The 18696-nt window shown below is 67.5% G+C and carries 21 protein-coding genes and 2 pseudogenes; 8 read left to right on the top strand and 15 right to left on the bottom strand.

What is annotated here, in order from left to right; translation table 11 throughout:
• Positions 1-67 precede the first annotated feature (67 nt).
• The 5 genes from ABT001_RS32820 to ABT001_RS32800 form a co-directional block, all read right to left on the bottom strand.
• Positions 68-994: a radical SAM protein gene (locus ABT001_RS32820; protein ID WP_351285044.1), complete on the bottom strand. Its 927-nt coding sequence runs from the start codon at positions 992-994 to the stop codon at positions 68-70.
• Between the two features lie 151 nt (positions 995-1145).
• Positions 1146-1823, bottom strand: coding sequence for a hypothetical protein (locus ABT001_RS32815; protein ID WP_351285043.1), 678 nt, complete (start codon positions 1821-1823; stop codon positions 1146-1148).
• A 26-nt stretch (positions 1824-1849) separates the two neighbouring features.
• On the bottom strand, positions 1850-1972 hold the full coding sequence (locus tag ABT001_RS32810) for a DUF5999 family protein (RefSeq protein WP_502967561.1): 123 nt from the start codon (positions 1970-1972) through the stop codon (positions 1850-1852).
• Positions 1953-2528, bottom strand: a complete 576-nt coding sequence (locus ABT001_RS32805; RefSeq protein ID WP_351285047.1) for a hypothetical protein — start codon at positions 2526-2528, stop codon at positions 1953-1955. The genes ABT001_RS32810 and ABT001_RS32805 overlap by 20 nt, the downstream gene beginning before the upstream one ends.
• Positions 2525-3007 carry a sensor histidine kinase gene (locus ABT001_RS32800; RefSeq protein ID WP_351285039.1) on the bottom strand — a complete coding sequence of 161 codons (483 nt, stop codon included), beginning with the start codon at positions 3005-3007 and terminating at the stop codon, positions 2525-2527. The genes ABT001_RS32805 and ABT001_RS32800 overlap by 4 nt, the downstream gene beginning before the upstream one ends.
• Before the next feature lie 236 nt (positions 3008-3243).
• Here ABT001_RS32800 and ABT001_RS32795 point away from each other — a divergent pair, with 236 nt between their 5' ends.
• Positions 3244-4584, top strand: coding sequence for an NsdA family TPR-like regulatory protein (locus tag ABT001_RS32795; protein WP_351285037.1), 1341 nt, complete (start codon positions 3244-3246; stop codon positions 4582-4584).
• Here ABT001_RS32795 and ABT001_RS32790 read toward each other — a convergent pair whose 3' ends face one another.
• Positions 4585-6108, bottom strand: coding sequence for an NAD-dependent epimerase/dehydratase family protein (locus tag ABT001_RS32790; protein WP_351285035.1), 1524 nt, complete (start codon positions 6106-6108; stop codon positions 4585-4587).
• A 26-nt stretch (positions 6109-6134) separates the two neighbouring features.
• Between ABT001_RS32790 and ABT001_RS32785 the strand changes: the two genes are divergently transcribed.
• The 6 genes and pseudogenes from ABT001_RS32785 to ABT001_RS32760 all read left to right on the top strand — a co-directional run.
• Entirely contained in the window at positions 6135-6428 is a 294-nt protein-coding gene (locus ABT001_RS32785) for a hypothetical protein (RefSeq protein WP_351285034.1), read from the top strand.
• A gap of 177 nt (positions 6429-6605) precedes the next feature.
• On the top strand, positions 6606-7088 hold the full coding sequence (locus tag ABT001_RS32780) for a hypothetical protein (protein ID WP_351285032.1): 483 nt from the start codon (positions 6606-6608) through the stop codon (positions 7086-7088).
• A 191-nt stretch (positions 7089-7279) separates the two neighbouring features.
• Positions 7280-8203 carry a transposase family protein gene (locus tag ABT001_RS32775; protein WP_351285031.1) on the top strand — a complete coding sequence of 308 codons (924 nt, stop codon included), beginning with the start codon at positions 7280-7282 and terminating at the stop codon, positions 8201-8203.
• Positions 8204-8323: 120 nt separating this feature from the next.
• Positions 8324-9703, top strand: coding sequence for a hypothetical protein (locus ABT001_RS32770; protein ID WP_351285029.1), 1380 nt, complete (start codon positions 8324-8326; stop codon positions 9701-9703).
• 20 nt (positions 9704-9723) lie between these two features.
• Positions 9724-10272 (top strand): GNAT family N-acetyltransferase, encoded by a 549-nt coding sequence (locus ABT001_RS32765; protein ID WP_351285027.1) that lies wholly within the window; start codon positions 9724-9726, stop codon positions 10270-10272.
• A 381-nt stretch (positions 10273-10653) separates the two neighbouring features.
• Positions 10654-11208: pseudogene (locus tag ABT001_RS32760) on the top strand (IS5 family transposase); the annotation flags it as partial.
• Here ABT001_RS32760 and ABT001_RS32755 read toward each other — a convergent pair.
• The 3 genes and pseudogenes from ABT001_RS32755 to ABT001_RS32745 all read right to left on the bottom strand — a co-directional run.
• Positions 11207-11658: pseudogene (locus tag ABT001_RS32755) on the bottom strand (transposase); the annotation flags it as partial. The pseudogenes ABT001_RS32760 and ABT001_RS32755 overlap by 2 nt on opposite strands.
• A gap of 90 nt (positions 11659-11748) precedes the next feature.
• Positions 11749-12441, bottom strand: coding sequence for an SDR family NAD(P)-dependent oxidoreductase (locus tag ABT001_RS32750; protein WP_351285025.1), 693 nt, complete (start codon positions 12439-12441; stop codon positions 11749-11751).
• Between the two features lie 152 nt (positions 12442-12593).
• The gene (locus ABT001_RS32745; protein ID WP_351285023.1) at positions 12594-13427 is read right to left on the bottom strand and encodes a helix-turn-helix transcriptional regulator; all 834 of its coding nucleotides are present in this window, start codon (positions 13425-13427) and stop codon (positions 12594-12596) included.
• A 120-nt stretch (positions 13428-13547) separates the two neighbouring features.
• Between ABT001_RS32745 and ABT001_RS32740 the strand changes: the two genes are divergently transcribed.
• Positions 13548-14201, top strand: a complete 654-nt coding sequence (locus tag ABT001_RS32740) for a recombinase family protein (RefSeq protein ID WP_351285021.1) — start codon at positions 13548-13550, stop codon at positions 14199-14201.
• Between the two features lie 69 nt (positions 14202-14270).
• On the opposite strand, the gene ABT001_RS32735 is transcribed toward ABT001_RS32740, so the two are convergent.
• The 6 genes from ABT001_RS32735 to ABT001_RS32710 all read right to left on the bottom strand — a co-directional run bounded on the left by ABT001_RS32735 (position 14271) and on the right by ABT001_RS32710 (position 18654).
• Complete coding sequence (locus ABT001_RS32735; RefSeq protein WP_351285019.1) at positions 14271-14648, bottom strand: hypothetical protein; 378 nt, start codon at positions 14646-14648, stop codon at positions 14271-14273.
• A complete protein-coding gene (locus ABT001_RS32730; RefSeq protein WP_351285017.1) occupies positions 14645-15796 on the bottom strand; it encodes a site-specific integrase in 1152 nt (383 codons plus the stop codon). Before ABT001_RS32730 ends, ABT001_RS32735 begins: the two co-directional genes overlap by 4 nt.
• Positions 15793-16119 (bottom strand): hypothetical protein, encoded by a 327-nt coding sequence (locus tag ABT001_RS32725; protein WP_351285015.1) that lies wholly within the window; start codon positions 16117-16119, stop codon positions 15793-15795. The genes ABT001_RS32730 and ABT001_RS32725 overlap by 4 nt, the downstream gene beginning before the upstream one ends.
• Positions 16120-16297: 178 nt before the next feature.
• On the bottom strand, positions 16298-16564 hold the full coding sequence (locus ABT001_RS32720; RefSeq protein ID WP_351285013.1) for a hypothetical protein: 267 nt from the start codon (positions 16562-16564) through the stop codon (positions 16298-16300).
• A gap of 158 nt (positions 16565-16722) precedes the next feature.
• Positions 16723-17172 carry a DUF4145 domain-containing protein gene (locus tag ABT001_RS32715; protein WP_351285011.1) on the bottom strand — a complete coding sequence of 150 codons (450 nt, stop codon included), beginning with the start codon at positions 17170-17172 and terminating at the stop codon, positions 16723-16725.
• Positions 17173-17922: 750 nt separating this feature from the next.
• Positions 17923-18654, bottom strand: coding sequence for a hypothetical protein (locus ABT001_RS32710; RefSeq protein ID WP_351285009.1), 732 nt, complete (start codon positions 18652-18654; stop codon positions 17923-17925).
• Positions 18655-18696: the final 42 nt, after the last annotated feature.

Here is an 18696-nt window from a genome sequence, read left to right as displayed (position 1 = left end):
CGATTCCGGCCGGACCACCGCGGCGGCCAGCCCTCGCGCGTGTGTCTCCCAGTCCATGCTGGACTCCCTAGTACTTGGGGTTGCAGGCCGGCGTCTCGGCCGGGCCGCAGTCGGACCCGTCGGAGTTCGGCTTGCAGGCTGTGCCCGGGGCGAAGGGCGCCGGCTGGCACGAGTCCTCGTCCGGCAAGCACCCCTCCTTGTACGAGGGAATGCTCGCTGCGACCTTGGCCCACTGCTCACTGCCCATGACACTGGCCAGGGTTCCACCCTTGACGTCCCCGCCGGGCAAGAATCGAGCGATCACGCACGGGGCGACTGTTCCGTCCGGCAGAACGGCAGCCTTACCGTCCGCGCAACGCCCGCACAGCTCGGACGTCGAGGGCAACAGACGCTTCTCCGTCGCCGCGTTCCCGACGGCGCGCACGTTGTCGATGCCCACCTGGGCGACGCCGATGGCCTGCATCTCGGCCAGGGCTTCCTGCGAGCGCTGACCTTCCCGCATATGGATGATCCCGACCTTCACGGAGATGCCGCGTCGTACGGCCTCCACGATGTTGGCCCTGGTCGATGCGTGGGAGCCCTTGCGGCCGGTGATCCCGTCGTGCTCGGTGGCGTCGTCGGAGTAGTACGAGGTAGCCAAGCTCACCCACGAATCCGAGAACAGGGACCAGTGCTCGTCCCGCACGAGGTAGAGGTTGCTGTAGACCCGTACGCGGAGCCCGACGTCCAGGGCGTGGCTGACGAGCTCGGCGAACGCGGGGTGCATGGTGGGCTCGCCGCCAATGAACTGCACGGTCTCCGTCTCGCCGGCGCCCGCCTCGTCGAGGATGCGCTTCCAGTCGTCGACGGTCATGCTGCCGTGGCCCTGCGTGGGCCCGGACTCGGCGTAGCAGTGGGAGCAGGCCAGTTGGCAGCGGCCCGTGATCTCGAGTTCCAGGAAGGCCGGCAGGCCGGTGAGCGCCTGCGGTTCGGCCGTCTCGTGGGTGATCGTCATTGTCTTGTCTCCTCGGTTGATGTGCATCTCTGAGGACCGGCGCGGGGGTCTTACGAGGCGCCGCGGGGGAGCGGGTCAGGTTGATCCCCCGCGCCGGGGTCTGAAGCTGGTGGGCGGTCGAACCGGATCCGTTCGGCCGCCCACCAGCGGTCTATGTGGGAACCGCGGCCAGTTCCCGCGTCAGCTCGTCCACGGTGAGGACGCGGTAATGCGTCAAGCGGCGAACGAGCTGCGAAGCGAGGAGTGTGGGCGTGTTCGAGTGCCGGAAGGGAAGCGGCTCCTTCGGCTGCGCCACGACCTGGACTTCCCCGTCGATCAGGCCGTAGACCGTGCCGAGGGCCCCGTACAGGGGTGCGCTCGTCGCGAGGAACACGATCGGGTCTTCGTAGAGGTGGCTGCACAGGGACACGGCCGTGCGGACATGTTTCGGGCACACCGGCGGCTGGTTGGTGAGGAGCGGCGGCGCTTTGTCCTCGTAGTCATGGGCGCCGGCCAGAAAAATGGTTCCCAGAGGCGTCTGCGCGGAGGCCGTGCAGATCTGACAGCGCAGCCCTTCCATTGTGATCCGCTGGCGGAATGGATGCATGAGCTTCCACTCGGGTTCGCCTGTGGGGAGATTGCGGGCGTCGTAGTCGTTGAACGAAACCCGGGCCCAGAGAACTTGTCGCCTGTCGCGGTCCTTGGGGTCCTCGTCCGCGTAGAACAGCCGGAATCGGCCCCGGCCGTGGCTCCGATTTGCGGGCACCAGGATCAGATTGTCGGGCGCTGCGACTTCGCCCTTCCTCTGTGTGATGTAGGGGATGACTGTCCGCTGGATGGTCGGGGGCACGGGTGGAGTCGTCTCTCTCGGCATGGTCAGTGAGGGCGGTGGGGCGCGTTGATCTGGCCGTCCGGGAAGAGGGCTCCGGTGTCCTCGAAAATGACGACGCCGTTGCAGAGTTGTGCCCAACCCTGAGCGTCAGCCCTTCTGACGACCATGGCGGCCTCTCCGTCGGTGTCCGTGGCGGGAGGGCACCTGGGGCTGTGGCTGCACATCTGGCGTTCCTCTCCGGTGGTCCTGAGTGCCGTGCTCTGTCGTCCCTACGGGGGGCGGGGACGACAGAGCACGGCAGTCAGGGGGGATGGGGGCAAGCCGCTCGAGTAGGTCCATGGCGGCGAGGGCCATCAGGTTGAGCAGACCGTGGGCTTCACCGACGTCGGCCGGGAAGTCTCTGTCTGCGAGACTTTCGGCGCGTGCGATCTCCTCGGCTGCGGTCTGGGGGTCCCAGGACACTGCCTCGAGGATGAGGAAGTCGAGGCGCAGACGGAGGTCCGCGATCGTGAGGGCGAGCGGCTGCTGAGCCCTGGTGTCAGGTCGCTCCTTCGCGGACCAGGAAGAGAATCCCGCAACGGGGCTACCGGGGCCGAGCACGCTCTCGACGTCGTCGACGGTCTTCTCTACGACCTCAGAGGTCAGCGCCGGCGGAGCCATCCATTGCAGGCTGGCAGCGAGGCGCCGTAAGCCGTCGGTGCTCGTGTCCGCGACCAGTGTCATGACTGCACCGTGGGAGCCGGGATCCGCGCTTGCACGGTCTTCCCGGTGGGAGTGGGAAACCAGGCGAGCACAGCTCCAAGACGCTGCGCCTTGTGCAGTCCGCCGCGCGAGCAGGTGGCCGCGTCGAACCCTGCGAACTGGCTGAGGCTGTCCGCTACCTCAATCAGCAACGCTCCTGGTTGAGTGATGGCGAGTCTGAGTTCCACGACCTGGTCGCTGCCGGCGGAGCCATGCCTTACGGCGTTTCGCACCAGGTGGTGGACGATGGCTGTCGCGCGTTCCACGGGGCCAGGCCACTGGGCTGTCGTCAGCCACAGGTTGGACCGCACCCGGGCGTTCTGAGCTGCAGCGACCTCCGGATTCCGTCGGTCGGTCGGCAGCTTGCCGACCCACTCTCTCACCACAGAGGACGCGTCGGCAGCAGGCTGCAGGGCGGGCATTCGTGGCTCGACGGCCGCTCTGGACGCGATCAGGGGCATGTCCCGTACCTTCCGCAGGTCGACTGATTTGTCACTGCACCGGTGCGTTCGGTGAAGGCGATCAGCGTGCGCCCTGTCCGGGTGTCGCCGCCATGTCCCAGAGGGACTCACCTGATGCTCTTTCAGGTGAGCGAAGTAGCGTGGGAGTAGCTTCGAAGTCTCGTCTTTCAAACGGGCGTTGCGGGAAGAAGCGAGCGCGGTATCCCCTTGATATGAGGGAGCGACACACACGCGCTGTGGCGGTCGAACTCGATGCCGAGGAGATCAAGATGGGCGAGCCGCCCAAGACGGTGCTCAAGGTTCTGGTCGAGCGAAAGCACTGGACCTATCGGGAATTCAAGGACCACTTCGAGGCCGCTGCCCGGCGGCTCGGCGTCAAGGGCAACCTGACTGTCTCTGAGGCACAGTTTCGACGATGGACCTCGGGCAAGATCCAGAGCTCACCCGCCGCCGAAGCATGCCGCGTACTGCAAGACATGTTCGGCATCCCTGCCGATCAGTTGTTCATGGCTCCCTCGCCCGATGCACCCGCACCCGCGTTCAACCTGGAAGCCGAGATCGACATGACTGCACGTGACGCCCAGACCGAGGCAGGCGCAGCCGCCTCCGCCTCCATCTCCGACACCGCCGTGGAACAACTGCGCGACGACGTGCACCGGCTTGCCCGCAGCTACAACGCGCTGCCACCGTTCGAGGTACTGCGTACGGCGCGAGCCCTCCGCGAGGAGATCGAGCAGCACCGGGACCGTACGCAGGTCCCCATTCAGCAGCAGGAACTCCTCATCCTTGCTGGACAGGCTTGCGCCATCCTGTCGACGGCCGCTTTTGACCTTGGGTCGTTCGAAGGTGCCACACGCCTTGCGCGCTCAGCCGCGCTGTACGGGGAGACTGCCCGCTTCGAGCCGCTGCGTGCCTTCGCTGGGGGCACCCTCGCCTACATCGCCTACTTCTCCGGTCGTCCCGCCGACGCAGCCCAGTACGCCCGACGTGCCGCCATGCTCCCCGGACTCGGCGACGTTGCGCACCGCCGCCTCTCCGCCATTGAGGCCCGCGCGTACGGTCATATCGGGGACGTGGCGTCGGCCCAGCGCGCTCTGACTATGTCCGCCGACGCCGGTGACGGCTCGCGCGACGAACTGCATGACGGTGTAGGGGGTGAGTTCGGCTTCAGCGACGAGCGCCTGGCCATGTCGAACGGCTCCACCTGCTTGCTCCTCATGGACGGGCCGCAGGCTGAGGCCGCAGCAGAGCGAGCGCTTGAGCTGGTAAGCGCCAGGCCGCCGGCCGCCCGGTCTCTCGCCGTCGTAGGGGGCGCGGCGGCTGACCTGGCCACGGCCCGGCTGATGCGTGGCGATCTGGACGGGGCAGCTCACGCCCTGGCCAAGGTCTGGGACGTGCCGGTCGACCAGCGGGCGACGGGCCTTCTGTCCCGTGCCCGACAGGTGCGCCGGTCGTTGACGGATCCTCGGTTCCGTGAAGCCCCGCTCGCTACAGAGGTCGGTGAACGCCTGGAACACTTCACCCGTGGTGCGCAGACTCAGGTCGGTCACAGCTCCGTGGCCGCGCTGGAAAGCTGATCAGGAAAGAGCCGCAAGGATCTTCGCTTCCTTGTCAGGGGCGATCCCGTGCTCCGCCCACCGCGGGTGCTGCACGGGACGCCCGTCCGCCTGTAGCCAGGCCCACGTGTCCGCAACCGTGTCCGTGACCGGTCGGCATCGCAGCCCGGCATTCACAGCACGGCCCGGGTCCACAGCCCACGCCCCCTCGTGGGTGCGCCACAGTGGCAGCTCCGTCCACTGCGTCACATGTTGATCCAGCAGGAAGGCGGGCTCGGCCCACACCGGCCGGCCGGCTCCCTGCGTCGTCGTGAGACAAGCTTCGAGGAAGTCGCGAAAACTGATGCCTTCCGGGTGGGTGACGTTGAACGGTCCGCTGGTGGCCGCGGCAGTCTGGTCAAGGGCAAACGAGGCCACGTCCCGAACGTCTACGGGCTGAATTCGGCGAGAGTAAGGGGCGGGGGCAAGGAAGCGGCCTCCCGTGGCCGTTCGGTTCAGCCACCACGGCAGCCGACCAACGTACTCCTCAGGCCCCAGAATGACGCCAGGGCGTAGAAGCACGGACTGGTCACCGAAGGCCTCGGTCACGGCCTTCTCGGCGCCTGCCTTCTGGAACCCGTACGTAGTGGGGGAGCCGTTGGGGCCCGTGTAACCGAAGGTCTCGTCGGCGTCTGGCGGGCACTCCAAGACGGATGACGCCTCTGTGAGTGGCTGGTGTGGCCATCCGTCGTACACGGACACCGTGGAGACGTGCACCCACCGGTTCGAGCTCTCGCGCAGGGCGCGCACGGCATGAAGAACGTCGCGCGGCGGCATCTCCGAGCTCGAGGTGTCCACCACGGCGTCCCACGGACCCGAAGCGGCAAGGTGCGTCAGGTCTTCATGCACGGTTCGGTCCCCGTGAAAGACTTCTACCCCCTGCACGTCCCTCCCGGAGCGGCCGCGGTTGAAGGTGGACACGTCCCAACCTCGTGCCAACGCCTGCTTCACGACCTGCTTGCCCAGGAACCAGGTTCCGCCCAGGACCAGAATTCTCATGGTCAGCATCATGCCGCGCAGAAGCCTCGACTTGAAGGGGCAACCTCCGGGCGAGGGGCTGTACCCCGCGTGGTGAGCGTCAGACTCCTCGCTGACCGCCCGCGGAGGGTTCACGGGGACCTTGCTGAACGGGTCGTGCTTCGCATTCTTGGCGGGGCGTACGTACACCGTCCGTGGGATCGGTGACCCCTTCGCCCAGCGGCCGGCGTCCTCGATGTCCTCCTCGGTGGCGTTGTTCATACCGAGGTCCGTGGCGCCGCCGGCGCGGAGGCTGTGGGAGGAGATGGGACGGCCGTCGGTGGTCAGCCCGGCCTTGTAGAACCACTTCTTCACGCGCTCGTCGACCGTCTGCGGCCGCAGGTAGTCGCCGCGCTTCGTCGCCTTCTTCGCGCGGGTCTCCGACGAGGCAATCTTGCCGCTTCGCGTGACCTCACGGAAGACGGGCCCGGTCGTGCAGGACGATCGTCGCTCCTTGTCCTTGTGAGTCTTGTCCTCCGCCAGCCACACCGAGACCTGCGCGCGGGATCGCGCACATGGGGTCCAGCCTGGCCAACGCGATGCGGGACTGGGTCGCGGCCATCCCGGTGCTGCTGAGCGACGAACTGGACGACCAGGGCAACAGGCTGCCGTTCGACCGCAGGCTGATCTTCCCCTACGCGTTCCGGCACGCCTATGCCCAGCGTCACGCCGACGCCGGCGTCCCCGTTGACGTGCTCAAAGAGCTCATGGATTACAGGTCGATCGTCACCACGATGTCTTACGGCGTGGTGCACGACAGCGGCGGTGGCTCACCGCGCCGCATCGCCGACGTCGGAGGCCCGCGATAAGACGGAGCGTGGGCTGCCGCTCGTCGAGGTGCTGTCCTACAAGTGAGGTGTCGACGAGCGCAAGCCCGGGAAGATCGTCTGGTGCGAGTTTTCCGGGTGGCCGTGAGGGCCGTCGGGCCTTGTGGGCCGTCCGGCCGTCCGGCACGATGTCGGTCATGATGACCTACCGAAAGGCCCATGCCGCGTAGACGGCCCGGCGCGCTGCGCGCCGAAAATCCGGTCCCGCCCGTCTGGGGCCCTTGGACCGATCGAATTCCCGGGCTATCCGAACGCACCTGCGCCGAGATCCAGCGCACGGAACGTGAGCACGACGGCTGCCGGGCCGGGCTGTGGGACGGCCTGTGGGACGGGGCGGTGGAAGCCGCGCTCAGGCACTACCGGGCGTTCCTGCGACAGCCAGGCCGCTACCTGGACCTGTGCTTCGAGATCTCTCCCCACCCGGAGTCCTCACTCGTCAATGTGGCGAATGCCCGGGACATCCTGGAAGAAGCGTTGCACTTGCTGCCCTTGCCCGCCCGCGCCGAACTCGGGCGACTGTTGGCGCCCCTGGACGCCGAGCTCCGACGCCGGACCCTGCCCGACCCGCACGCCTACCGGCGCTTCTGGCGAGGCGGCGGATGGTGGCACCGGCGCCTCTACGACAGTGAACTCCGGTGGTGAGGGACTTCGGCTCGACCGCGTCGCGCCTCAACTTTGATGAGGCGGGGCGGCAATCGACCCAAAGTACCCCCGCCAGAAACGCTGTGCCGGGCCAAGCTGAGGCGAGAAATGGTCGAACTGGGGCACCGGGCGTGTGTGGGAGGAGACGGCCGGGCCGTGACGTGAGGAGAGCCCTACGGGTTGGGGAGAGCGTGACGTCTGCCTTGGCCCGTTCGGCTCTTTCGCATCATATCTGCACTGGCATCCAGAGGCATCGACTTGGTGCGCTCATCGCCGAGTTGGCTGTCCCGTGGAAGGCGCGGCAGGATTCCCTGCTGCGTGACCGCCGAGGTCACGACCGCCTGCGGGCCGAGGGCGGCGGGCCTGGCCATCAACTGGTTTTCGCCGATCGGGTGATCGCTACCCTGGTGGTCCTGCGGTTCCAGCTCCCGCACGCGGTTCTGGCCGTCTTCTACGGCGTCGACCGCTCCACCATCACCCGCGCCGTCCACGAGATCCGCCCGCTCTTGGCGGCGCGCGGTTTCGCGGTCCCCGGCGAGGCCGGACTGCGCTTGCACACGATGGCCGACGTTTTCGCCTACGCCGATGCGCGGGGCGTTGAGCTGCGGCTCGACGGCACCGAGGTGCGGGTACGGCGCCCGAAGGCCGGCAGGCCCGGCCGTCGGGCCTTCGTCTCCGGCAAGATGCGGCAGAACACCAAGAAGGCCACCGTCATCACCGATGCGAAGGGCCGCACCCTGTGGACGGGCGCGATCCGGCCGGGCCGCATGCACGATCAGACGGCGGTGAACACCGAGGGGATCGGCGACCTGTTCGAGCGGTATCCCACGGTCAAGGCGAAAGTCGACGCCGGGTACCGGGGCCTGGCCAAACAGTTTCCCGACCAGGTCCAGGCACCGCCGAAGAAGCCCGGCAAGGATGCCCCGGCCAACGAGGTCACGGCATGGGAACAGGCTCGCAAGCAGCAGTCCTCGGAGCGGATCTGCGTCGAGCACGCCAACGCCGAGCACAAGCAGTGGCGGCCCCTTCAGCGGTACATCGGACGTCGCGAGTACTACGACGAGACCAATCTGGCGATCGCCGGCCTGGTCTCCGACCGCACCGCCATGCTGTGATCACCCAACAGCCGAACCGCCAGGACAGCACATCCCGACCTCAGTCGTGCACCACGCCGTAAGTACGTTGGTTGCAGGGCAACTTGTTGGGGGCGGCGCTCTACCGTCGACGCCAGTGACATGCAAAACGTGCAGGAGATGAGGGAGACCATGCCGACGCTGCTCCGGTACCTGCTTGACCAGCGTGAGCTCCGCGACCTCGCAGCGTTTCTGCCCCACTTCCAGAAGGCTGCGCGTGAGCTGGCCGAGTTCGAAGAAAACCCCGCCATCGCGACTCTGGCCCCGGCGAAGGCAACCTTCGAGGGCTGGTACTACGGCACCCGCAGACCCCAACGGGAATCCCGCAGAGTGTTGGTACGGCTCCTGGGCTACAGCATCGACCAGCTGTGGGCGGAAGTCCCGGCCGGCACGGTGCCGGAGCTCCCCTCACTGTTCGGCACGTCACGCGCAGAAGGTCCGGCCGAACCCGGCCTGGCCATGCACGAGATGAAAAGGACGGGCGTAATGGCAGCACGACGCGCAATGGATTTCGCCCTGGGTGCGGAACGCAACCAGGTAGGCGACGAAGCTCTCGGCTTCCTCCAGGACGAGGTCGCCCGAATCGTGGAGCTGTACCCCCGCATCCCCCTTTCGGAGATCTGGGAGGACCTGGCCAACGCGCAGGAGGACACTTTCCGGATCCTCGAAGGCGGACGAGCCCGCCCGTCCCAGCTCAGGGACCTGCACTTCATGGCCACGGTGCTCACCTTCCTGATGGCGAAAGGCTCCCACGGCATGGGGGAGTTCAAGGTCGCCCTGCAGCAGGCCCGCGTTGCCGCGTTCTGCGCGAAGGAGGCAGAGCACACGGGCCTGATGGCCGTGGTTGACGGGCTCAAGTCCCTCATCTTCTACTGGGCGGGCCGGCCCGACGACGCCCTGCACTACGCACGACAGGAGGCGACCTACGCCCCCAACCAGAAGGGAACGGTCAGCGTCTGGCTCCCCGGACTCGAGGCCCGCGCCGCGGCGCTCCTCGGCGACGAAGCGGCCGTACGCGCAGCCAACCAGAGGGCCGAGTCGCTTCGCGAACTGGTGGTGCCCGATGGCCTGGACGCGCTGGGAGGCCTGCTCACCTACCCGGAGCTAAAGCAGCTCTACTACGTAGTCGAGTCCGAGGTGCTCCTCGGCTACGGCGACACCCAACTCGCAGCGCGCGCGGAGGAAGCAGTACGCGGCTTCAGCGATCGTGAGCAGTCGCACTGGGCCTTCGGCGACCTCGCCGGCTCGCAGTGCAACCTGGCCCTCGTCCGGCTGCACGCCGAGGACCTGGACGGCGCGGCATCGGCTATCCGGCCCGTCCTCGACCTGGCTCCGGGCATGAGGAACAACGGGATCGTCCGGTCCGCCGAGCGGGTAAGGGGCGCCCTCGGCCGCAACTCGATGAGCGCCACACCGCTGGCAGGCGACCTGCGCACCGAGATCGGCATGTATGAGCCCTCTCGCCCTGTTCTGCCTCGGTAGGCCCGGGATACAGTCCCTGCATGTACCCGATCAGCCGTTCCAGCGAGCGCCTGGAACTTCGCGAACTCACCATCGACGACGTAGACGCGGTTCACGCGATCTACGGAGACCACGAGACGACGAAGCACATGTCGTTCGAGCCGCGGACGCGAGCACAGGTAGGCCAGATCGTCGCTCGCTCCGTTGCCTCGGCCAGCGCCTCACCCCGCAGTGAGTACGCCCTCGCAATCGTCGAGAGCCACAGCGACGACCTGATCGGGTTCGGCCGCATAGCCACCGATCCTCACCAGCCCCGCGGCGCCACCTTCGGCTTCGCACTGAACGCCAAGGTCTGGGGATTCGGATACGGCGTTGAGTCGGTGCGCCTCCTCCTCGGACTCGGTTTCGAGGACCTGAATCTCCACCGCATCTGGGGAGCACGATCGCCTCTGAACGAGGCGTCGGCAAGGACCATGGCGAAGGCGGGCCTGGTGGAGGAGGGCATCATCCGGCAGCACATCGAGAGAGCCGGAAAGTGGCGCGACTCGGTGGTGCACGCGATTGTCGAGGACGCCTGGCCCTCTGCGTAGCCACTCAGTGTGAATCGTCAGCCTCCGGTGCTCATGTGGTGGCCGCCCTGTCGTGGACTGGCACCCGCGCAAAGACGTCACGCTTCGCGTCCTTGGCCGGGCGCACGTAGTCCCGGCGTGGAATGGGGGAGCCTTTGACCCATCGGCCGGCGTCCTCAGAGGGCGTTTACCCAGGCTTATTCAGGAATGCGGCTTTCACTCCCACCCCACTTTGATTCTCTTCGCCCGATTAGATGCATTCCTCCCAGGTGGAGCAGGGAGGACTGGTGTCCGTCTCCGTCGCTTCTGCGCATGGAAGTCCGTTTGGTTTGAAAATGACACGGACACGCCCTTGGTCAACGGAAGCAAGGCTTCCGGGCTGGCCCGTGATCGATCTTGGACGTGAGCGAGCGCAAGCCGTACCCCAGCGACCTGTCCGATGCCCGATGGGCCCTGATCGAGCCGACGTTGATGGCCTGGCGACAAGCCCGGTTCGACCGCAGGCCCACCGGAAAGCCGGCCAAGGTCGAACTGCGGGACGTCTTCAACGCAATCCTCTGCATCAACCGCACGGGAATCCCCTGGAAATACCTCCCGCGCGACTTCCCGAACCACGGCACCGTCTACGCCTACTACGCAGCCTGGCGTGACGAGGGGATATTCACCCAGCTCAACTACGACCTCGTCGGCTTGGCCCGCGTGAAGGAAGGACGCAAGCCCGAACCAACGGCTTCCGTGATCGACACCCAGAGCATCAAAACCTCCTCCAACGTGCCCCTGACCAGCCAGGGAACCGATGCCGCCAAGAAGATCGTCGGCAGGAAGCGAGGCATCCTCACCGATACGATCGGGCTCCTGCTCGCCGTGACCGTCACCGCCGCGAGCCTCTCCGAGAAGGCCGTGGGAATCCGGCTCCTCGACCACGCCAGCAGGACCTACCCGACGATCTCAAGGGCGAGACGATCCCCAGCGGGACGCCGCGGGCGTCGCAGGCGGCGGAGCGCTTCGCCCCTGCTTGCCCCGGTCGACCGGCGAGCGGCCGGCCTTCTCCCCGCCGGACGGTGCCTTGGTGATGCAGCCGTCCACCGAGATCTCGCCAAGGTCGAGGCCGATCATCCGGTCGTAGGCGTCCAGGGCGAGAGCGTGCAGCGCTTTGGAAACCCCTTGCCGAGACCACTCTTTGAGGCGTCGGCGGATGGTGCGGTCCGAGCACCCGGGCGTGAAGATCCGCTCGTAGCCGGAACCATGGACCAGCGCGAGCACGACGTGCTCGAAGACGGTTCGGTCCGGGATCCGGCGGCGGTGACAGCCCAGCGGGTGGCCGACGACGAATCCCTCCCGGACGGGGAGGAGCGCGGCGAACTGGTCCCACAGGGGCTCGAGCAGGCAAGCTGGCAGCGCGGGCACAGCCGTCCTTCGTGATGACTGAGCGCACAGATTACGAGCATGAGGTACGCGCAGGGCTGCAGGTCGACTCACCCTGAGCTCAGGCCAGGTTCACCACGGGAGGTTCCCGGATCGGTCGATGAACTGTCCCGTCGGCCCGTCCGGGCCGATCGTCGCGAGAGTCACGATGGACTCTGCGCCGTCGGCGACGCTGTGTCCGATGCCGCCGGTGAAGTCGGTCGCGGTCTGCCCGGGGTCTGCGGCGTTGACCCTTACGTCCTTCAGTTCCTTGGCGTACTGCGTCGTGAGCATCGTGACCGCGGCTTTCGAAGCGCCGTACAGGGGCAGGGCGTACTGCGACTCGATCCGTGCCGGGTCCTGGGTCATGCCGAAGGAGCCCATCCCACTGGACACGTTGACGATGACGGGGTTCGGCGATGTGCGCAGCAGCGGGAGGAAGGCGTGCGTGACGCGGACGATCCCGACGACGTTCACGTCGAGCACGGCGCTCACGTCGGCCGCAGTGTACTCCTCGACGGGGCCGACCTTGCCGAGGACGCCGGCGTTGTTGACCAGGACGTCGATCGTTCCCTCATGCGCGGCGACATCCGCGGCCGCGGCCTGGACTGAGGTGTCGTCGGTCACGTCGATCTGAACGAACCGGGCGCCGAGCGACTCGGCCGCGGCCCGACCGCGCTCACGGTGACGAGCGCCGAGGAGGACGGTGTGCCCCGCCTCGATGAGGCGACGAGCGGTCTCAAAACCGAGGGACTTGTTGGCCCCGGTGATGAATGTGGTGGTCATGCTGGCTCCTCCTGGTTCGAACAGCACGGTCGTGCGCTGTTCACGCACTCCAGGCTGGGCCTCTAGGAGGGCTGGCGGGAGCTACGGGACTTCCTGGTACCGCGCGTACCACCCAGCAGCCCGGTCCACCGGACGCGTCAGAAGGCGAGCCTTCATCCCTGAGGAGACACTCTCTGGATCCCAACGGCCGCAAGGAATTCGAGTTTGCTGCGGGCGTCGGTGCCTGGCTGCGGCGTGTACACCACGAGGCGGAGGTTCGTGTCCTGGGTGTTGAGGATGTCGGAGTTCATGGCGATGTCTCCGACATCCGGGTGCTGGACGAGTTTGTGCGCACTCTGGTGACCGCCCACCGCTCGGCGGCCCCACAACTCGCAGAACCGTGGGCTGAGGTTCAGCCTCGATACCAACGCCGCGAGATCGGGATCGTCGGGGTACCGGCTCGTCGTCGCGCGCAGGTCGGCGACGAGTGACTCCTCGAACGCCACCCGCTCGGCCGCCGTCTGCCGGACCCGGGGCAGCTCACCCAGGAACTGCCAGACCAGGACGTTGCGATCTCCCACACCGCGGACCGTGGGATCGCCGAACGTGGCCGCGAACAGCGGATTCCAGTGCAGCAACTGCCAGGTGGCGTCATAGATCGCCAACGGGTTGCCGGCGAGCTGGTCCACGATCCGGTACAGACTCCCTGGGATCACTCGCGGAACCCGGCTCGGACCCGCTGTGTGGCCGGCCATGCGCAATAGGTGAGCGTGCTCGTCATCGGACAGGTGCAGGGCGCGAGCCAGGGCCGAGCAGACCTGCGCCGAGGGCGTCGCGACCCGTCCCTGCTCCAGCCGGACCACGTACTCGACCGAGATGCCGGCCAGCGTTGCCAGCTCCGCGCGTCGCAGACCGGGGACCCGACGGGGTGAGCCGTGTGCGAAGCCCACCGTCGCGGGGTCCAGCCGGTCCCGCCACGCCCGCAGCGCGGCACCGAGTTGATCCATGCACACCATCCTCCCGCACACCCCGCCCCGCCACGGCCTGGCCTGCATTGCGCAATCTGCGCAATCGCGGTTCTCCCGTGGCGCGCCTGGGATGCGGGCGGGAGCGAGCTCAGTCGCGGGATGGCGGCAGAACGTGCGGACATCCGCATCGGGTACGCGCGGTGCTCGACGCTCACCCAGGAACTCCAGTCCCAGCTCGACGCTCTCGCCAAGCACGGCATTCCGCGGGACAAGGTGTTCTCCGAGAAGATCAGCACCCGCGTACGGGTCCGGCCCCGGTTCGAGGCCGCACTCGCCCTCGCCCGCCAGCTCAAAGCCCACGCCCCACACTGCCGCGTCATCTTCACCGTCTACGAGATAAAGCGCTTGGGCCGCGACGCTGCCGAACTCACCGCGCTCGCCGACCACCTCACCGCCCACGGCCTGGTCCTGGAGATGCTCGCCGGACCCCTGCCCGGGATGTACGACCCGAGCGGGCCCGGCCGCCTGCTGTTCGCGTTCTTCGCAGCGATGGCCGAGACCGAGCGGGAGAACATCTGGGAGTCGACCCTCGAAGGACTCGACGCGGCGGCCCGCAAGGGCAAGCATGGCGGCCGACCACCCGTCATCACCAAGGACATGCTGCACACCGTGCTCCGCCGCCAGACGAACGGCGAGTCGGTCGAACAGATCCAGCCCGACCTGATCATCCCCACCGGCAAGCGCAAGGGCCAGGCTCCCAGCGTCGCGAGCATCTACCGCGCGCTCGCCGAGCACGAGAAGAAGGAGGCGTAGCCCGAGGCCATCGAGACAGCGCACGCCGACTTCGCCGCCCTCCAGCAGCGCGACCACAGCCCTGCGTAGTTACTCAGCGCTACATGACGGATGGCGGCAGCTATACGAGAACACGGCCGGCAACACCTGGCGCGCCAAGACCTCCAGGAACGCCCGCACAATTCGCTGGGTCTGCAACGGCAGAGGCTTGCCAACGTTCTTCTGCCAGTGCCGCAGGTTCCCCGACACAGCCAGAGACCAGAACGTGCGCACCACCCGTTCGTCGAACAAGTCCACCGCCGTACCCGTCGGCTCCCGCGGGATCAGCGTGCGCGTCGGCATCCGCCCGAACATGTCGACGACCATCCGCAGCTGCCGCAGCCGGCCCTCCGACACCGAGCCGGCCATCCCGTCGACCACCGCGGACAGCTGTCTGACAGAAGGGGCGCTGTACTGCTTGGGGGTCACGCTGGCTCCCTGCGCCGTTTCGCCTGCACCTTGAGCCACGGATTCTCCGCCCTCGACTGAGCGCGGTCCAGATACTCCCGCTTCACCACGGACGACCCCGGCTTCCACCGGCCCTGCTTCGTCGGGTCCCCGCCGGCCTCCGCGATGGCCTGTGCCCCGCCGCGGCGTAGCCCGTGGGCGGTGATCTGCTGCCAGTTCTTCGCACCGGCCTTGTGGGCGCGGCCGCGTACCCAGTCGTTGATGGCGTCCCCGGTGACGTAGTCCCCGCGCTCCTTCGCGACGGCCCGGCTCTGCAGGGTGCCGCGGGAGGTCAGGGCCCGGAAGAACGCGCCCTCTCGGACGCCGAGGTGGTGCAGGGCGGTCAGCCAGTCCCGCACAGCCGCCACGGGGTCGAGGAGCGGGTCGTCGTCGGCGGGGATGTCGGTGCGCTCCCCCTTGGCGTCCTGGTCGGTCTTGGACGACCGGATGTGCAGGGTCACGAAGTCGTCGTCGACCGCCACATCGGCAATCGACAGGTCAGCCAGCTCGATGCGCCTGTTGAGGGCGCCGCGGCCGAGGAGCAGCATGCACCGGTCCCGGCGCCCGGCGGTCGTCCGCAGGTCGCACGTGGCGACCATGGCCCGCAACAGCTCATCGGTGACCGGAGGGGCCTTGCGGACCGCAGTGCGCTTCGCCCACTCCTTCTTGTACTCGTTCAGCATGCCCCGGGCCTGCGCCGTGCCGGGCTTCTTGTCCTCGGGCATCCAGGTGCGGACCGCGGACATGGCGGCGTTGATGGCGTTCGGGGACCGGCCGAGCTCGATGAGGTGGGCGACGTACTCGATGTAGGTGGCGGTGGTGCACGGGCGGGCGACACGGCCCTGCTCGGTGCACCAGGCGGTGAACTTGTTGCGCTGGGACAGGTAGTTGGCACTGGTGTTCTTTGGCGCGGAATGCTTTTCCAGGCGCTCGGCGGTCCGCTCGGAGACGCTGAGGTCGCCTTCGGTGTACGTCGGCTGGTCGGCCTCTGTGGGGACCGCTTGGCCGGGGCAGAGGATCGTGTGCCGGTCGACCGCCGGGCGGGCTACAGGGTGAGGCTGAATGACGGCGGGGAGGTGGGCGTCGTCCACCAGCTCGGCGTCGACCACCTCCACGCCACGCTCGATCACGGCTGCCTCAAGGCAGACCGAGCCGGGTTGGCCCAGGTGTTGTTCCAGTTGGGGTGTTCCTGCCACTGCTCTCCGCAGGAGGTGAGGTAGTCCCAGACTCGGGCGGCCTGTTCGGTCTGGCCCTGGCTGAGGGTGGCGAGGAGGTAGGCCGTGGTTCCGGCGAGGGCCAGTTTGTTGGAGTTGCTGAGGCGCCGGATCGAGTCGAAGTGCGCGTCGGGGAGGTCCTCGGCCGCCCTGGCGTGCTGCCACTCCTCCTCGTTGCGGTCCTGGATGAACTGGTGGAGCTCCTGGACGTCGTCAGCGGTCGGCAGGGTGGTGGCCATGGCGGAAATCCCTTTTCAGACAAGCAGCCTCGTACAGAGGGCGATTATAAGAGGGTGATCACCAGATGGTCCCGCCGCGCGGCCGGACACTGGGAGCAAGGAACATTATCTGGAGCGAGACGCGATGGTGCCCCCGGCGAAGACTGCGGAGGCACCAGGCGCAGCGCTACACCGGGGCCTACACCGTGGGCGCGCCGTGTTCCTCGCATACGTCGTTGTACCTCTTGAGTGAGCCCTCCAGCATCAGCTGCAGCTCTCGCGCGGTCGAGGCATGCACGTAGTGCTTCACCCCATGGATCGTGACAACGACGCACTCGAACTCGTCGTCGCCAGTCAACTCGGCGCTGACGTGGCTCTCGGGCCAGCCGGGCAAGGGCTGCACAGGTTCACGCGTCTCGCGGATCAGTCGCTCGCGGGGCGGCTTCCCAGGCTTGACTCGTCCCATGAGGTAGCTCTCCTTGCCTTGTCAACGGTGAGAGGGAGCATATCGGGGCCAGACAGGTGATCCTGACGAACTACTAGGTTGGGACGAACTAGCAGAACGGTAGCAGTTCTGGTAGTTCCGGACCGTTCGAGCCGTTCGATTCTGCTGTGAGGGCGATCCTAAGCCCCGGCCTTCTTTGCGGCGTTCCGCTGTTCCCGCTCCAGTCGGCTCTTCTGGAGCGTCAGCATGCGTGCCGGCCCCTGGTAGACCTCCTCCAGGATCTCGTCCATCAGCGCAACGATCCCTTCGGCGTCCTCGGGCGGCATGGGTTCGTCCGCAAGGTCCCCATGCGCGATCTCGTTGCCACCCTCGCGGATCTCGTGCGCCAGTTGCCTCGTGATCTCCCGGATCAGGTTCTGTTTGTGCATCTCGTCGATCTTGGCCACCAATGGGCCCCTGATGATGCCGTGGTCCTTGGCCGTGGCCTCAACAACAGCTCGGGCGAGGGCTACTGCACCGCGATAGGCGGAGATCGACAAGCACGCGTGAGCTTCGCTGGCGGTCTTGGCAATCTGCTCCGGCACATCCCTGACGTCGGGACGCCGAATGTCCTTGGGCTCCCATTGCAAGTCAGACGCCCTGACTATCTCCGTCTTCGGGTTGGTGAAACTGGACTGACGCCAAACACTCCCAACAGACAAGCGCTCACACGACTCGCTTGAGCATCGGAAGGCCGCCGTGTAGAGGTACCCGCCTTGCCACGAGATGGTCCTCGGGTCCCCGTGCAACGCCATGTGGGTGCGGTCGCCGCACCAGCCGCAAATCGTACTCGCCATGGGTGAAGGGTACGTGGGCCTACGGATGCAGCAGCCGGGACAGTGGCATGGGTTGGGCTCCGGGCTCGTGCGGGCGGGCCGGCGGCGGCGGCATGTCGAGGACGATCACAGAGTCCGCACCCGGTGCACCCGACGGCCCCGGAGAGCCATCCGCCGGCGTGATCGTGGGGGCAGGCTTCCCCGCAGCACCAGTAGCGCCCGAAGGTCCGGGTGGGCCAGGCGGGCCGGCAACCGGCTTCTCCCCCAGCCCCTGCACTGACGGGCCAGGGCGTCCCGCGCCCGGTTCGCCTCATCCAGATCACCGGACAGCACGACGAACACGGTGACCATGGCGCCCAGCACGAGCGCAGCGAACAATGCGGCAACCGCAGCCAGGTAGTCGCCCCGCTTCCGCTGGCGGCGCACCTCCGCCCGAGACGGCCCGCCCGGCGCCATCACTAAGGGCGTGGCGGCGTCCATACTGGAATCTCTCTCTCGTCTTGTGCGGGAGGGGTAGCCCGGGACAGCCGTCGGCCTGCAAGCAAGGCGGCTGTCCCGGGGTCACTACTGCTGAGGCTTCGGCTGAGGACGCTCAGAACCGGCGGTGCCGACACACCCGCAACGCGGTGCAAGGAGCGCGGTCCGGTGCCGAGCCCCTGGATCTCCTGACCCTCCGCAGGCGCGGCACAAGGCGTCGGCGCCCGGATCGAGGTCCCACGAGTGGCGGCAGTGGGTGCACCGAGCGCGATCGAAGACATCGCCGGTGTCAGGGTTGCGAACCTGGTACTCCTCAGCGTGACCGCCGTCCCGAGGACAGCGGAGCGTAGGTGCCGAAGCGGCAATCGGTTCGGTGCCGCGGGCGCGGTCGCGTCGGGAGTCCCAGCGGGAGCAGTGCGTGTGGACCTGGCCGTTGGCGCTGCGCACGGTGATCTGCCAGATCGGCCAGGCCTGGCGGGGGCCGGGGTCGATGTCGAGGACTTCGTAGGCGGTGGCGTCGTCGCCGTGGTCGTAGTGGCCGCCGACGACGCGGGGCCCGATCTGGGTGTTGATCCATTCCTCCCAGGTCATCTCGAAGCCTTCCTCCCGGTCGCCGAGGAGCTCCGCGGGCATCGTGCCGCCGCACTCGTCGCACTCGCTGCGACCACAGGTGTTGACGGTTTCGCAGGCGGCACAGGTCCACGACGGACGCTGGCAGTCGTGGCAGCAGTCGTAGGTGGGCGGGTTGTCGGCTCCGCAGGTGCATCCCCAGGCACGGCCGGTGCGCTTGGCCTCGGAAAGATCGGTCTCGTAAGTCATGCGGTGCTCCTTGCAGGGGGCGGGCAGGTCGGCCCAAGGGTG

The organism is Streptomyces sp. NPDC002793 (genome assembly GCF_040295485.1).
Lineage (GTDB): Bacteria > Actinomycetota > Actinomycetes > Streptomycetales > Streptomycetaceae > Streptomyces.
Note: the sequence above shows the minus strand (reverse complement) of the source record. Positions and strands in the feature narration are given on the sequence as shown.

What these genes read in the sequence shown, in the direction of transcription:
- ABT001_RS32785 (WP_351285034.1), top strand. Translation starts at nt 6,135, where the DNA reads ATGGGGTCCAGCCTGGCCAACGCGATGCGGGACTGGGTCGCGGCCATC.
- ABT001_RS32805 (WP_351285047.1), bottom strand. Translation starts at nt 2,528, where the DNA reads ATGACACTGGTCGCGGACACGAGCACCGACGGCTTACGGCGCCTCGCT.
- ABT001_RS32750 (WP_351285025.1), bottom strand. Translation starts at nt 12,441, where the DNA reads ATGACCACCACATTCATCACCGGGGCCAACAAGTCCCTCGGTTTTGAG.
- ABT001_RS32710 (WP_351285009.1), bottom strand. Translation starts at nt 18,654, where the DNA reads ATGACTTACGAGACCGATCTTTCCGAGGCCAAGCGCACCGGCCGTGCC.
- ABT001_RS32725 (WP_351285015.1), bottom strand. Translation starts at nt 16,119, where the DNA reads ATGGCCACCACCCTGCCGACCGCTGACGACGTCCAGGAGCTCCACCAG.
- ABT001_RS32780 (WP_351285032.1), top strand. Translation starts at nt 6,606, where the DNA reads ATGCCGCGTAGACGGCCCGGCGCGCTGCGCGCCGAAAATCCGGTCCCG.
- ABT001_RS32720 (WP_351285013.1), bottom strand. Translation starts at nt 16,564, where the DNA reads ATGGGACGAGTCAAGCCTGGGAAGCCGCCCCGCGAGCGACTGATCCGC.
- ABT001_RS32765 (WP_351285027.1), top strand. Translation starts at nt 9,724, where the DNA reads ATGTACCCGATCAGCCGTTCCAGCGAGCGCCTGGAACTTCGCGAACTC.
- ABT001_RS32740 (WP_351285021.1), top strand. Translation starts at nt 13,548, where the DNA reads ATGGCGGCAGAACGTGCGGACATCCGCATCGGGTACGCGCGGTGCTCG.
- ABT001_RS32820 (WP_351285044.1), bottom strand. Translation starts at nt 994, where the DNA reads ATGACGATCACCCACGAGACGGCCGAACCGCAGGCGCTCACCGGCCTG.
- ABT001_RS32800 (WP_351285039.1), bottom strand. Translation starts at nt 3,007, where the DNA reads ATGCCCCTGATCGCGTCCAGAGCGGCCGTCGAGCCACGAATGCCCGCC.
- ABT001_RS32745 (WP_351285023.1), bottom strand. Translation starts at nt 13,427, where the DNA reads ATGGATCAACTCGGTGCCGCGCTGCGGGCGTGGCGGGACCGGCTGGAC.
- ABT001_RS32810 (WP_502967561.1), bottom strand. Translation starts at nt 1,972, where the DNA reads ATGGTCGTCAGAAGGGCTGACGCTCAGGGTTGGGCACAACTCTGCAAC.
- ABT001_RS32770 (WP_351285029.1), top strand. Translation starts at nt 8,324, where the DNA reads ATGCAAAACGTGCAGGAGATGAGGGAGACCATGCCGACGCTGCTCCGG.